Source organism: Paraburkholderia hayleyella (genome assembly GCF_009455685.1).
GTDB classification, from domain to species: Bacteria; Pseudomonadota; Gammaproteobacteria; order Burkholderiales; family Burkholderiaceae; genus Paraburkholderia; species Paraburkholderia hayleyella.
Genome location: NZ_QPES01000001.1, coordinates 2,055,446 through 2,069,313, shown reverse-complemented (window position 1 = coordinate 2,069,313; position 13,868 = coordinate 2,055,446). Strand labels below are relative to the sequence as shown.

General features: G+C 61.1%; 12 protein-coding genes. 11 read left to right on the top strand and 1 reads right to left on the bottom strand.

Going from position 1 to position 13,868, the window contains the following annotated elements:
• Positions 1-21 precede the first annotated feature (21 nt).
• The 7 genes from GH657_RS09170 (at position 22) to rlmD (ending at position 7,338) form a co-directional block, all read left to right on the top strand.
• Complete coding sequence (locus tag GH657_RS09170; RefSeq protein WP_153100403.1) at positions 22-1,236, top strand: CaiB/BaiF CoA transferase family protein; 1,215 nt, start codon at positions 22-24, stop codon at positions 1,234-1,236.
• A 152-nt stretch (positions 1,237-1,388) separates the two neighbouring features.
• Positions 1,389-2,147, top strand: coding sequence for a 5'/3'-nucleotidase SurE (surE, locus tag GH657_RS09165; RefSeq protein WP_153100402.1), 759 nt, complete (start codon positions 1,389-1,391; stop codon positions 2,145-2,147).
• On the top strand, positions 2,144-2,983 hold the full coding sequence (locus GH657_RS09160) for a protein-L-isoaspartate(D-aspartate) O-methyltransferase (protein WP_153100401.1): 840 nt from the start codon (positions 2,144-2,146) through the stop codon (positions 2,981-2,983). The genes surE and GH657_RS09160 overlap by 4 nt, the downstream gene beginning before the upstream one ends.
• Positions 2,984-2,988: 5 nt before the next feature.
• Entirely contained in the window at positions 2,989-3,891 is a 903-nt protein-coding gene (locus tag GH657_RS09155) for a peptidoglycan DD-metalloendopeptidase family protein (RefSeq protein ID WP_153101703.1), read from the top strand.
• An 11-nt stretch (positions 3,892-3,902) separates the two neighbouring features.
• On the top strand, positions 3,903-5,009 hold the full coding sequence (gene rpoS / locus GH657_RS09150; RefSeq protein ID WP_153100400.1) for an RNA polymerase sigma factor RpoS: 1,107 nt from the start codon (positions 3,903-3,905) through the stop codon (positions 5,007-5,009).
• Positions 5,010-5,013: 4 nt separating this feature from the next.
• The gene (locus GH657_RS09145; protein WP_153100399.1) at positions 5,014-5,796 is read left to right on the top strand and encodes a 3'-5' exonuclease; all 783 of its coding nucleotides are present in this window, start codon (positions 5,014-5,016) and stop codon (positions 5,794-5,796) included.
• 135 nt (positions 5,797-5,931) lie between these two features.
• Positions 5,932-7,338 carry a 23S rRNA (uracil(1939)-C(5))-methyltransferase RlmD gene (gene rlmD / locus GH657_RS09140; protein ID WP_281349409.1) on the top strand — a complete coding sequence of 469 codons (1,407 nt, stop codon included), beginning with the start codon at positions 5,932-5,934 and terminating at the stop codon, positions 7,336-7,338.
• 114 nt (positions 7,339-7,452) lie between these two features.
• Here the strand turns inward: rlmD and GH657_RS09135 are convergent, their stop codons facing one another.
• On the bottom strand, positions 7,453-8,244 hold the full coding sequence (locus GH657_RS09135; RefSeq protein WP_174769921.1) for an outer membrane protein assembly factor BamD: 792 nt from the start codon (positions 8,242-8,244) through the stop codon (positions 7,453-7,455).
• 98 nt (positions 8,245-8,342) lie between these two features.
• On the opposite strand from GH657_RS09135, the gene GH657_RS09130 reads away from it, so the two are divergent.
• From GH657_RS09130 to GH657_RS09115, 4 genes are all read left to right on the top strand, one after another.
• Complete coding sequence (locus GH657_RS09130; protein WP_153100397.1) at positions 8,343-9,548, top strand: RluA family pseudouridine synthase; 1,206 nt, start codon at positions 8,343-8,345, stop codon at positions 9,546-9,548.
• On the top strand, positions 9,545-10,384 hold the full coding sequence (gene pgeF, locus GH657_RS09125) for a peptidoglycan editing factor PgeF (RefSeq protein WP_153100396.1): 840 nt from the start codon (positions 9,545-9,547) through the stop codon (positions 10,382-10,384). The genes GH657_RS09130 and pgeF overlap by 4 nt, the downstream gene beginning before the upstream one ends.
• A 289-nt stretch (positions 10,385-10,673) precedes the next feature.
• Entirely contained in the window at positions 10,674-12,428 is a 1,755-nt protein-coding gene (phaC, locus tag GH657_RS09120; protein ID WP_425495737.1) for a class I poly(R)-hydroxyalkanoic acid synthase, read from the top strand.
• Between the two features lie 232 nt (positions 12,429-12,660).
• Entirely contained in the window at positions 12,661-13,842 is a 1,182-nt protein-coding gene (locus GH657_RS09115) for an acetyl-CoA C-acetyltransferase (RefSeq protein ID WP_153100394.1), read from the top strand.
• The last annotated feature ends 26 nt before the right edge of the window (positions 13,843-13,868 follow it).

Genomic DNA, 13,868 nt, shown 5'->3' with positions numbered 1-13,868 from the left:
TGACACTGAAACAGGATATCCATGAGCGAAACGACTTCTTCAGGAGGCCCGCTTGCGGGCGTCAAGGTGCTCGAACTCGGCACGTTGATCGCAGGGCCCTTTGCCGCGCGCTTGCTGGGTGAATTCGGCGCCGAGGTGATCAAGATCGAAGATCCTCGTGGTGGCGATCCGCTACGCAAATGGCGCGCGTTGTATCCGCCTGTTGGCGGCACGTCCTTATGGTGGGCCGTGCAGGCGCGCAACAAAAAATCCGTGACGGTCAATCTGAAATCCGCCGAAGGTAAAGAGATCGTGCGGCGCCTGGCCGGGCAAGCCGATATCGTGATCGAGAACTTTCGTCCGGGGCTGCTGGAAAAACTCGGGCTCGGGTATGACGTGCTTTCGGCCAATCATCCGGGGCTCGTGATGGTGCGGCTTTCAGGGTATGGGCAAACGGGGCCTTACCGGGATCGCCCTGGCTTTGGCGCCATCGCTGAATCCATGGGCGGATTGCGCCACATCACGGGTTACCCGGACATGCCGCCGCCGCGCATCGGCATTTCCATCGGCGATTCGATTGCGGCGTTGCATGGCGTGATCGGCGCGCTGATGGCGCTGCATCACCGCAACGTGAATGGCGGCGCGGGGCAAGTTGTCGATGTCGCCCTGTACGAAGCCGTGTTCAACATGATGGAAAGCGTCGTGCCCGAGTACGGGATGTATGGCATGGTGCGTGAGCGCACGGGTGCGGCGTTGCCTGGCATCGTGCCATCGAATACCTATGCTTGCAGCGATGGCAGCATTGTGATTGGCGGCAATAGCGATCCGATTTTCAAACGGCTGATGCAGGCGATCGAGCGTACCGATCTGGCCGACGACGTCACGCTGGCGCACAACGATGGCCGCGTGCCGCGGACCCAGGAAATCGATGAGGCGATTGCCGCCTGGCTCGCGCCGCGCACCATTGATGCCGCGCTGGCGGTGCTCCATGCCGCGGAGGTGCCGGCCGGACGCATTTACAGTGCCGCGGAGATGTTCAGCGATCCGCAATATCTGGCGCGCCAGATGATCGAGCGTTTTGGCTGGCAGGATGATTGCGAGATTGCCTTGCCTGCGGTGACACCGAAATTTTCACAAACGCCTGGCGCAACCCGCTGGCTGGGGCCGGAGCTGGGTGAGCATACCGACCAGGTTCTGGACTCACTGGGCTACACCGCGGAGGACATCGCCCGCTTGCGGGCACAACAGGTGGTCTGAACGCGTAGCGAGTGCAGGGCACCGGTTTATCCAGGTTGTTTGCCTGCCTTGGCCGCCGTGCCTGTTTTCCTCTGAATCCAGCACAAAGCGCGGAGGCAGGCTTGCCTCCGGGCGCCGCTCTCGCGCTCACATTCCTCGGTTACAATCGCCGGATGCGAATCTTACTCAGCAATGATGATGGCTATCTCGCTCCAGGACTTGCGGCGCTTTACGAAGCGCTCAAGCCGCTGGCGGAGATCACCGTCATGGCTCCGGAACAGAACTGTAGTGGCGCATCGAATTCATTAACGCTGTCGCGGCCGTTGTCGGTATTGCGCGCGTCGAATGGTTTTTATTATGTCAATGGCACCCCCACTGATTCAGTGCATATTGCCCTGACTGGCATGCTCGACGAGCGGCCCGATCTGGTTGTGTCTGGCATCAACAATGGCCAGAACATGGGCGAAGACACGCTGTATTCGGGCACGGTCGCCGCCGCGACCGAAGGCATCATGTTCGGTGTGCCGGCCATTGCCTTTTCGCTCGCGGACAAGGACTGGGGCCATCTCGCGGATGCGGCGCGCGTGGCTGCGCAAATCGTGGCGCATTATCTCGCCTATCCGTTACCGGGCCATCCGCTACTCAACGTCAATATTCCCAATCTGCCTTATGACCAGCTCGGCGACTGGCGCGTGACCCGTCTGGGCAAACGCCATCCGTCCCAGCCCGTGATTGCCCAGACCAACCCGCGTGGTGAACCGATCTACTGGATTGGCCCTGCTGGCAGCGCGCGCGATGCGAGCGAGGGCACCGATTTTCACGCGGTCGCTAACGGCCATGTTTCAATTACGCCGCTTCAGCTTGATTTGACGCATACCCAGATGCTCGACGCGACGGCGAACTGGGCCGGCACGCGAGGCGAGGCTTCATGAGCGGCGGGCGCGCCAGACGTTTTCCACTGGGGCTCGAAGATCTGGTTCGTGAGCCGCGCCGGGTTGAAGGGCGCACCGAACGCGGAGCGGCATCAGCGGGTGCTGGCGCGCGCGCCGAGCCCAATGCGTCTCGTCCGCCATCCCGGAGCAGTGAGCGGAGCAGCACGCCCAATATGGTGCTCAATCGTACGCTCGCCCTGACCTCGGAGCGGGTGCGTGAGCGCATGGTGGAGCGGCTTCGGGCCCATATTACCGATCAATCTGTACTGAATGCGATGGCCAGCGTGCCGCGCCATCTGTTCGTGGACCCGGGGCTTGCCGCTCAGGCTTATGAAGATGCCGCGCTTCCCATTGGCCATCATCAGACAATCTCGAAGCCCTCGGTCGTGGCGCGGATGATTGAGCTGGCCGTGGCGGGCCGCCGCCTGAAAAACGTACTTGAAATTGGCACGGGCTGCGGTTATCAGGCAGCCGTATTGAGCCAGGTTGCCCATGACGTGTATTCGATCGAACGGATCAAACCGCTTTATGAGCGCGCCAAGACAAATCTGCGCCCGTTGCGTATTCCAAACCTGCGGTTGCACTATGGCGATGGCCGCATCGGCCTGCTTTCCGCCGCGCCGTTCGATGCCATCGTGATTGCCGCAGCGGGCCTCGATGTGCCGCCTGCGTTGCTTGAGCAACTCACGATTGGTGGCCGGCTGGTTGCGCCGGTCGGCGGGCAGGAAGGGTCCGCGCAGGTGCTCACCCTGGTTGAGCGCACAGGTGCCGCGCAATGGCGTGAATCGCAGCTTGATCGCGTTTTCTTTGTACCTTTAAAATCCGGAGTGATTTGACACCGATGAGTATGCTGAGCGCGATGCAAAAAACCCTTCCGAATGTTCGTCTAAGCGCCATGCAACGCAGCGTGTGCGTGATTGCGCTGTCTTTGCTGATGACAGCGTGCATGTCTTCACGTTTTGACCAGGCGCCTGTCATTGACCGTTCCGGCACGCTTGGCACGCAGGGCAGCCTGCAGCCTGCCGTGCCGCTTGGCCCGCCGCCGCCGGGATATTACAGGGTCAAGCCCGGCGACACCCTGTACCGGATTGCGCTCGAAAATGGACAAAACTACCGCGACATCGCAGCCTGGAACAATCTGGTCAACCCGAACCAGATCGAAGTCGGCCAGTTGCTGCGCGTCGCTCAAGGGGGCGGGAATGCCGTGACGAATGCCTTGACGCCGGGTGTGGTCACGTCGCCTGTGGGCGGCATGGGCACATCGGCCGGCTCGTCTGGCATGGCCACGGTGCCGCCGGTTTATGGTGCTGGCACGACGGGCACTTCCGGGGTGTCGCCGGCCAGCACGGTGAGCGGTGACACGTCCGCGGCGGCAGGCGGCGTGACGTTCGCATGGCCCGTCCAGGGACCGATTCTGGGCACGTTCGACGATTCAAAAAACAAGGGTTTGAATATCGGCGGGGCGGCGGGCGATCCGGTCAAGGCTTCTGCTGATGGCCGTGTGGTCTACGCCGGAAATGGACTGCGCGGCTACGGCAACCTGATTATTATCAAACACGATGCAACTTATCTCACGGCGTACGCACATAACCGCGCTTTGATGGTAAAAGAAGGTGATGCCGTGACTCGCGGGCAGAAGATCGCCGAAATGGGCAATAGCGATTCAGACCGTGTGATGCTGCATTTCGAAGTTCGCCGGCAGGGCAAGCCTGTCGATCCAATGAAGTATTTGCCGCCGCAATAAGCGATACGACCATGCCGAAATCGAAGCGCCCCTCGCTGCAAGCCGATGCCGATCCGCTCCGTCAAACCACGCCGGCTCCGGTGGAAGACGAAGACGTTTCGGACCTGGCCGATGACAGCGATGGCGATTTCGATGAGGTTCAGGCGGCTGACGATTCCAGCGGTGCCGGTGCCGGTGGTGTTTTGCCTGATGTGCACGAGCGTGCCGCAAGCGGAGCGGCCATTCCGGACGCCGATGATTTCCGCGCAATACTCCAGGCCGAACTGACCGCTGACACCATCCAGCATTACCTGAACCGGATCAGCGTCAAACCGCTGCTCACCGTTGAAGAAGAACAGCGCTATTCCAGGCTGGCGAAAGCCGGTGAGTTCGAGGCGCGGCAAGTGATGATCGAGCGTAACTTGCGGCTCGTCGTGAGTATCGCCAAGGGTTATCTCAATCGCGGTGTGCCGCTGCTGGATTTGATCGAAGAAGGCAATCTTGGCCTGATGCATGCGATTGAAAAATTCGACCCCACGCGGGGTTTTCGTTTTTCGACCTATGCGACGTGGTGGATTCGCCAAAGCATCGAGCGCGCCATCATGAATCAGGCACGCACCGTCCGTTTGCCGGTGCACGTGATCCGTGAGCTTAACCAGGTGCTGCGCGCCAAGCGCCATCTGGAAAAAAATTCGATGAATACCGGCGAGGCCGCTGAGCGCCGCGATGCCAGCATCGACGATATCGCCTACCTGACCGGCAAGACGCACGACGAAGTGATCGATATCCTGGCGCTCAATGAACACACGGCATCACTGGATGCCCCGCTCGATCTTGATCCCGCCAGCAGCCTGCTCGATTTGCTGTCTGACGATCAAAGCCATTCTCCGGATACCGAAGTTCAGCACCGTGAGCTTGAAACGCTAACAAGAGTGTGGCTGGCGCGGCTTTCGAACAAGCATCGGCACGTGATTGAACGCCGCTTCGGCCTGAATCACCTTGAGCCGGCCACGCTCGAAGAGCTGGCTGATGAAATGGGCCTGACGCGCGAACGCGTCAGGCAAATCCAGCAAGAAGCGCTGCTCCGGCTCAAGCGCTTTTTCGCCTCTAACGGTGTGCGCAAGGACGCCGTCTTATAACGTCATGACCCCGATTCTTGTTTTTGACATCGAGACTGTTCCCGATGTGGCAGGCCTGCGCCGTCTGCACGATCTTCCCGTCACGCTGAGCGATGCCGAGGTGGCCGCGCAAGCCTTTGCCGCGCGCCGCGAAAAAACCGGAAGCGATTTTTTGCCCCATTACCTGCAGCGGATCACTGCGATTTCATGCGTTTTTCGTGACAACAACGGTTTTCGTGTTCGTTCGCTGGGCACGGCGGCTGATGGCGAGGCCGCGCTGGTTCAGTCGTTTTACCGGGTGATCGAGAAGTACACACCGCAACTGGTGTCATGGAACGGTGGTGGGTTCGATTTGCCCGTGCTGAATTACCGGGCGCTGCTTCACGGGATTGCCGCCAGCCGTTACTGGGATGTTGGCGAAGATGATCGTGATTTCAAATGGAATAACTACATCAGCCGTTACCATGCGCGGCATACCGACCTGATGGACGTGCTGGCCATGTACCAGGCACGGGCGAATGCGCCGCTGGATGCACTGGCGCGCCTGTGCGGTTTTCCTGGCAAGCTCGGCATGGATGGCGCCCAGGTGTGGCAGGCGTTCCAGGATGGACAGCTCGAAGCCATCCGGGCGTACTGCGAAACCGATGTGGTGAATACTTATTTGCTGTATTGCCGTTTTCAGTTGATGCGCGGTGGGTTTTCATCCGCGGAATATGCGGACGAAATCGTGCTGGTCAAAAATGCGCTAGCGCAAGAAGCCGCGCCGCACTGGGCCGAATATCTGGCTGCATTCGACAACGAGCGCTAGCCGGCGTGTCTTGCATTCGCTGTTCCAGCGAGCTATCCCGCCTGGTTATCCGCGTATTCATCGCTACATCGTTACATCATTACATCGTTATTCAGGAAGTTGCAGGTGTCCCGTTCTTCTCCCTATCGCTATCGTTTGAACAAAAAGAAAAAGCCGGTCGCAGCACAGGCTTCGAGCGTCGATTTCGTTGCGCCCGAACTTGAAATTGAATCACTCGATATGGATGCGCGTGGTGTTGGCCGCATACGTAATGAAGACGGCTCGCCGGGCAAGGTGATTTTCGTGGAAGGCGCATTGCCGGGTGAGCGTGTCAGTTATTCGAGCTATCGCAGGAAGGCGGCGTTTGAACAAGCCGACGCCGTTGCTATTTTGCGCAAAAGCGTGATGCGCACCGAACCCGGTTGCCGTTTTTTTGGCCAATGCGGTGGCTGCTCGATGCAGCATCTTGATGTGCGTGCGCAGATCGCCGTCAAGCAGCGCGTGCTCGAAGACAATCTGGCTCATCTGGCGCGGTTGCGCGCCGAGACGGTATTTCGGCCCATTCATGGGCCTTCCTGGGGATATCGCTATCGGGCGCGCCTGTCCGTGCGTCATGTGGCGAGCCGGGGCGGGGCACTGATCGGGTTTCGTGAGCGCAAGAGCAGTTATGTGGCCGACATGACAAGCTGCGCGGTGCTACCGCCTCATGTGTCGGCGCTGCTGATGCCGTTGCGCGAACTGGTCAATCAACTGTCGATCAGCGACAAGATGCCGCAGATTGAAGTGGCGGTTGGGACCTCGGTGACCGCGCTGGTGCTGCGTCATCTCGCACCCCTGAGTGTTGCTGACCAGCAGTTGCTGCGCAGCTTTGCCGATACGCATGCGGTGCAGTTCTGGCTTCAGGCCGAGGGGCCTGAATCGGCGCGGCCGTTTTATCCGCTCGAGGCCTCGCTGGCGCTGGATTACACGCTGCCGGAATTCAATATCCGCATGCCGTTCAAGCCCACCGATTTCACCCAGGTGAATCACCCGATCAACCGTGTGCTGGTCGGGCGGGCATTGCGCTTGCTTGCGCCGTCACGACAGGATCGGGTACTCGATCTTTTTTGCGGCATTGGCAACTTTACGCTGCCGCTGGCCCGTATCGCCCGCGAGGTGGTCGGTATCGAAGGCAGCGAAATGCTCACGGCGCGTGCGCTTGACAACGCCCAGCTAAACGGCGTGGCGGGCCATACCACGTTCGCCTGCCGCAATCTGTTCGAGGTTTCCGCGGACGATCTTCGCGCACTAGGCGCGTTCGACAAATTCCTGATTGATCCACCGCGCGAGGGCGCCATGACGGTGGCCAAGGCTCTGGCTGAAATCGCACAAAGCGGCGTGGGCACGCTGCCCAGCCGTATCGTTTATGTTTCGTGCAATCCCGCGACGCTCGCCCGCGATACGGGCGTGCTCGTGCACGAGGCAGGTTATCGTTTGAAGGGCGTGGGCATCATCAATATGTTTCCGCATACGTCGCATGTGGAATCGATTGCCCTGTTCGAGCGGGAAGCCGCTAACGGTTGATGGCTCAACGCGGATAAGCGCTGAGATTGAGGTTGGATAAAAAAACCGGCAAAAAAATGCCACGGCACAATAAATGGCCGTGGCATTTTGCTGAAGACGATACAACGAACGGGCTTAAAACTGCCACCAGGATTTGGCTTTGCCCGGGCGGGGCCTGCCTGTCACAAACGGGCTATCAGGGAACGTGCCTGCCAGCACGCGTTGGGTGTCGTTGGCGAGTTCTGGCTGGTTCAGTTTTTGATACGACAGCATCATGATGTGCAAGGCATCTTCGATAGCCGGCGTGTTTTTGTACTGGGAGATGGCCAGTTGCGCCCGGTTGACGGCTGCCACATAAGCGCCGCGACGATAGTAATAATCGGCTGCGTGAACTTCGTGTGAGGCCAGTGCATTGACGATATAGCGCATGCGTTGCGCGGCATCGGCGGCATATTTGCTGTTCGGATAACGGTCCACGACGACCTTGAAGGAATCGTAGGATTCACGCAGCGATTTGGGGTCGCGCTCGCTCATGTCCTGCCCTGAGAAGCGGCCAAAAAGGCCCAGATCGTCATTGAAATGGATCATGCCTTTCAGATAGAACGCATAGGCGATATCGGGATGATCCGGGTGCAACTGGATAAAGCGGTCAACCGCCTGGTCTGCGGCAGCGGGTTCGTTGTCTTTCCAGTTGCAGTAGGCCACGTTGATTTGCGCCTGTTGCGCAAAATGGCCGAAGGGATCGCGTCCTTCGAGCATTTCGAAGTATTTCGCGCATTTGCCGTAGTCGTTGCCGGAGAGGGCGTCTTGCGCCTCCGTATATAATTTGTTGTTGTTCCACGTGGTGGCTTCGTCGGTTTTTTCTGGCAATCCATGACAGGCTGCCACGGCAGCAACGGCGGCGGCGCATGCAATGTATCTGGCCATGTTCCTGGCCGTCGTTCGGGCAGTATTTGTAATGGTGTTCAAGGCTTGTATTTCCCAGTTCGGCTGTATGGCTTTATGTCCAGGTGACCCAGACTCCAATGACCCGCTCAAATAACCCGGTTACCGCAGCCGGCTCCCGGAATAGCTCGAAAGATTATAGCCCAAGCGCTGAACCCGCCGATTCACCAACCTCCCATCCACTTGTCACGGCTGCCGCGGCGCTGGATTCGCGTGAATCTGGCCGTCATGACCATGACGCGCCGCGCCTCGTCGTCGTGCCACCCGAACTCGCTGGCGAGCGGCTCGATAAAGTGCTGGCACGCGTTTTTCCGGAATTTTCCCGTAACCGCCTGCAAAGCTGGATTGAAGCGCAGCGGGTGCGTATCGACGGGGTTCCAGGCAAGATTCGCCAGCCTGTGCCGCTTGGCGCGACGCTCGAACTCAACGCCGATCTCCTGCCTGGGCAACTGGCGTTTACGCCCGAGCCGGTCGAACTGGCCGTTGTCTACGAAGACGACACATTGCTGGTGCTCGACAAGCCTGCCGGGCTGGTGGTGCATCCGGCGGCGGGCAACTGGAGCGGCACGGTGCTCAATGGCCTGTTGCATCGCTATGGCCCGGCTGCGGCGGGTTTGCCGCGCGCCGGGATCGTGCACCGGCTCGACAAGGAAACCTCGGGGCTCATGGTGGTGGCACGCACGCTCGAAGCGCAAACGGATCTGGTACGCCAGTTGCAGGCGCGCACGGTGAAGCGCCGTTATCTCGCGCTGGTGTGGGGCAACATGCCCGCGAGCGGCACGATCGAGGCGCCGATTGGCCGCGATCCACGCGAGCGCACGCGCATGGCGGTGGTGAAGAGTGCGGCAGGCAAAGCGGCGCGCACGCATTTTCAGCGAATAGGCTCGGCAATTTGGGAGCATCAGCCGGTTTCCGCGATTCAGTGCGATCTGGATACCGGGCGCACACATCAGATCCGGGTGCATTGTGCTTATACAGGACACCCCTTGCTGGGCGACCCTGTATATGGTCATGCACGCGGCAAGCGTTCTGTCGCGCCGCTGCCCGGCGGCTTTGCGCGTCAGGCGCTGCACGCGTGGCGGCTGGGGCTGGTTCATCCGCGCACGGGACGCACGATGCAATGGCGGGCCGAGCTCCCGGAGGATATGACGGTGCTGGCGGCGGCGCTCGGGCTAGGGCGCGCGGATTGCGGCGAATTCGACCTCTCTTTCGCGGAGGCTGGCATGGACGAGGGCGCATTCGACGATACTGACGATGCTTTCGATGATGAGGATGACGAGGTATGACAGCCTCTGGGCTAACGCCAGCCGATTTGCTCTATCCCTCGTGGCCGGTCGCGCCGCGTGTGCGTGCGCTCATGACAACGCGCGCGGGCGGCGTCAGCCTGCCCCCTTATGGCCGCTGGCAAGCGGGGAGCGAAGCGCCTGGGGGGCTGAACCTGGGCTTGCATACGGGCGACGATCCCGCGTGTGTCGCGGCTAATCGCGCGCGGCTTCTGGCGTGTGCCGGCGTGCAGAACGTGGCGTGGCTGGAGCAGGTTCACGGCGTGAGCGTGGTGCGCGCCGAGGATGCGTTGTTGCAGCAGGCTGAAGAGGCTCCGCTGTTGCGAGCGGATGCGAGTGTGGCGGACCAGCCCGGTGTGGTGTGCGCGGTGATGGTGGCCGATTGTATGCCGGTCTTGCTGTGCGATGCGGCGGGTCGCGCAGTGGGCGCGGCGCATGCGGGTTGGCGCGGGCTGGCCGCGGGCATTCTCGAGCGCACGGCGCAGCAGGTGGCGCAACTGGCCGGAGCGCCCACGTCGGCCTTGCATGCCTGGCTTGGGCCATCCATTGGCCCCACGGCGTTTGAAGTCGGGGCGGAGGTGCGGGAGGCTTTCGTCAGTGAAGCCCCTGAGGGGGTGCCGCGCGAGGCAACGCAGCGGGCTTTCGTCGCGCGTCCCGGCGCAGGCGGAAAATATCTCGCTGATCTGCCTGCGTTAGCCCGGTTGCGGCTGTTGCGCGTGGGCGTGACGCGGGTTACGGGGGGCAACCTGTGCACGGTCGGTGATCCCGGGCGTTTTTATTCGTATCGCCGCGATCAGGCCACGGGCCGCATGGCGGCGCTGATCTGGCTTGCCAGCTAGACGCCACGCTAAACATTACGCTTGAAGCTACGCATCGCGGTAACGCATCCGACCCCACTCGTCTAGCCTCACGCTCAACCCGCTGCTGAGCGACATGGGGGAAAACGATAATTTAAAAAATCGCTCTGCGGCAAAATCGGGAACAACCATTGACACGCATTATCAGAGGGCGCAAGAATGAGCGTTCCCTCCGCTTCAAACAGGGCGTGAGCGGCTACGAATAATCGTCTTCGTGCGCAGAAAATCTGTCCCCATCCTGTCCACGAAGACTCACCGGTCATAAGCAGGCATGGTTGCATCCTCAAGTTCTTCAAGCTTCTCAGGCACTGACCCCTCATCGGCAACATCCTCCCAGCAGCAGCCCGGGGCAGGCTTGCCCATGCAGCAATGGCTGGAAGGGTGGCAGCAGGCGTGGCGCATGTTTGCCGCGCCCGCAGTGCCGCCTACCGCCACGATTCCCACGCAGCGTTTGCAGCAATTGCAGGCCGACTATTCGCGCGAGGTGCTGCAGTTGTTGCAGCAGATCGCGCAAACCAGGCCCAGCATCCCCGAACTCAAAGATCGCCGCTTTAGCGCCGAGGCTTGGCGCGCCACGCCGGCTTACGCGTTTTCGGCGGCCTGGTACTTGCTCAATACGCGCTATCTCGAGGCGCTGGCGGATGCACTTGAGCTCGACCCCAAAGTGCGCGAGCGGATTCGTTTTGCAGTCCAGCAATGGAGCGCGGCGGCGGCGCCCAGCAACTTCTTCGCGTTCAATCCAGAAGCCCAGAAAACCCTGCTCGACAGCCAGGGCGAAAGCCTGCGTCAGGGCATGAGCAATCTGCTGGCCGATTTACAGCGCGGCAAGATTTCGCAAACCGACGAAACCGGTTTTGTCGTGGGCAAAAATCTGGCGAACACGCCGGGTTCGGTGATCTTCGAAAACGACCTGATCCAGCTGATCCAGTACGCGCCGCGCACAACGACAGTGTGCGAGCGGCCTCTCCTGATCGTGCCGCCTTGCATCAACAAGTTCTACATCCTCGATTTGCAGCCCGAAAACTCGCTCGTCGTGCATGCGCTCGAGGCGGGGCATCAGGTCTACATGATTTCGTGGCGTAACGCGGATGCCTCGCTGGCCCATAAAACCTGGGATGACTACGTGAGCGAAGGTGTGCTCGCCGCGCTCGATGTCGTGCGCGAGGTGAGCGGGCGCGAACAGGTCAACACCCTGGGGTTCTGCGTCGGCGGCACGTTGCTGGCCACTGCGCTGGCCGTGGCGGCCGCGCGCGGCGCGCATCCCGCCGCATCGATGACCCTGCTGACGGCGATGCTCGATTTTTCCGATACCGGTGTGCTCGATGTCTTCGTCAACGAGGCCCATGTGCAAATGCGCGAGCGCAACATCGGCGGCAAGGAGGGCGGCAAGCCAGGCCTGATGCGCGGCATCGAGTTCGCCAATACGTTCTCGTTCCTGCGGCCCAACGATCTGGTATGGAATTACGTCGTCGATAACTACCTCAAGGGCCACACGCCCGCGCCCTTCGATCTGCTCTACTGGAATAGCGATTCCACCAGCTTGCCGGGGCCGATGTTCGTCTGGTATCTGCGCCATACCTACCTCGAAAACCGTCTGTGCAAACCGGGTGCGCTCACGGTGTGCGATGAGCCGGTCGATTTTTCCCGCATCGATGTGCCGACTTTCATCTATGGTTCGCGCGATGACCATATCGTGCCGTGGCACAGCGCCTATGCTTCGGCGCCGCTCCTGAGCGGGCCGCTCAAGTTCGTGCTGGGCGCCTCGGGGCATATCGCGGGCGTCATCAATCCGCCCGCGAAAAATAAACGCAATTACTGGGTGCTTGAAAACGCGCCCAGGCATTTGCCGGCTTCGGCGCAAGCGTGGCTGGCCGATGCCGTGTCCGTGCCAGGCAGCTGGTGGCCCGAATGGACCCGCTGGCTCGACCAGTACGGCGGCAAAAAGATTAAACCCAAAACGCTGGGTTCGGCGCGGTATCCGGTGCTTGAACCGGCCCCCGGGCGTTATGTCCAGCAGCGGGACTAAACGCTTCGGGCAGGCTGGGTAGACAGACTGTAAGGGTGACGCGCAAAGCGGCGAGCCATGCAGGTGTGCAGGTGTGCAGGTGTGCAGGTGTGCAGGTGTGCAGGTGTGCAGGTGTGCAGGTGTGCAGGTGTGCAGGTGTGCAAAGGCGCTGGGCGCGGCATGACAAACAGGTTCTTAACGTAATCGTAATGGGCGGCGGCGTGGCTGGCTGCGAGGCCCCGAGGAAATAGCAATGACTGATGTAGTGATCGTATCGGCTGCCCGCACTGCGGTCGGCAAATTTGGCGGGTCGCTGGCCAAGGTTGCGGCGCCGGAACTGGGTGCGGTCGTGATTCGGGCCGCGCTGGCGCGAGCCGGGCTCAAGCCCGAACAGGTGAGTGAAGTCATCATGGGCCAGGTGCTGACGGCGGCGTCGGGACAAAACCCGGCGCGCCAGGCGCTGATCAAGGCTGGTTTGCCTGATACGGTGCCGGCCATGACGATTAACAAGGTTTGTGGTTCGGGCCTGAAGGCCGTCATGCTGGCAGCCAACGCGATTATCGCGGGCGACGCCGATGTGGTTATCGCCGGTGGCGAGGAGAACATGAGCGCGTCGCCGCACGTGCTGCCAGGCTCACGCGAGGGGTTTCGCATGGGCGACACGAAGCTGGTCGACAGCATGATCGTCGATGGCTTGTGGGACGTTTATAACCAGTACCACATGGGCGTGACGGCTGAGAACGTGGCGCGTGAATACGGCATTACCCGCGAGCAGCAGGACGCGTTTGCGGCACTGTCGCAAAACAAGGCGGAAGCGGCGCAAAAGGCCAACCGTTTCGCCGACGAAATCGTGCCCGTCGAGATCGCGCAACGCAAGGGCGACCCCTTGCGTTTTGCCACGGATGAGTTCGTGCGCCACGGCGTCACGGCGGAATCCCTCGCGGGTTTGAAGCCTGCTTTCGCCAAGGATGGGACCGTGACGGCCGCCAACGCTTCCGGCCTGAATGACGGTGCGGCGGCGGTTGTCGTGATGTCGGCCAGGAAAGCGGAGGCGCTGGGCCTTAAGCCGTTGGCGCGGATCAAGGCTTATGCCGCGGCCGGCGTTGATCCCAAAGTGATGGGCATGGGCCCGGTGCCGGCTTCGCGCCGTTGTCTGGAGCGCGCGGGCTGGAGCGTGGACGATCTCGACCTGATGGAGATCAACGAGGCCTTTGCCGCGCAAGCGCTGGCCGTGCATCAGCAGATGGGCTGGGATACCTCGAAGATCAACGTCAACGGCGGGGCGATTGCGCTGGGCCATCCAATTGGCGCATCCGGTTGCCGCATTCTGGTGACGCTGCTGTATGAAATGCAAAAGCGCGAGGCAAAACGCGCGCTCGCCTCGCTGTGTATCGGCGGGGGGATGGGGGTGGCGCTGGCTGTCGAGCGGATCTGACGCTGCTCACCCGCCGCGATGCAGCG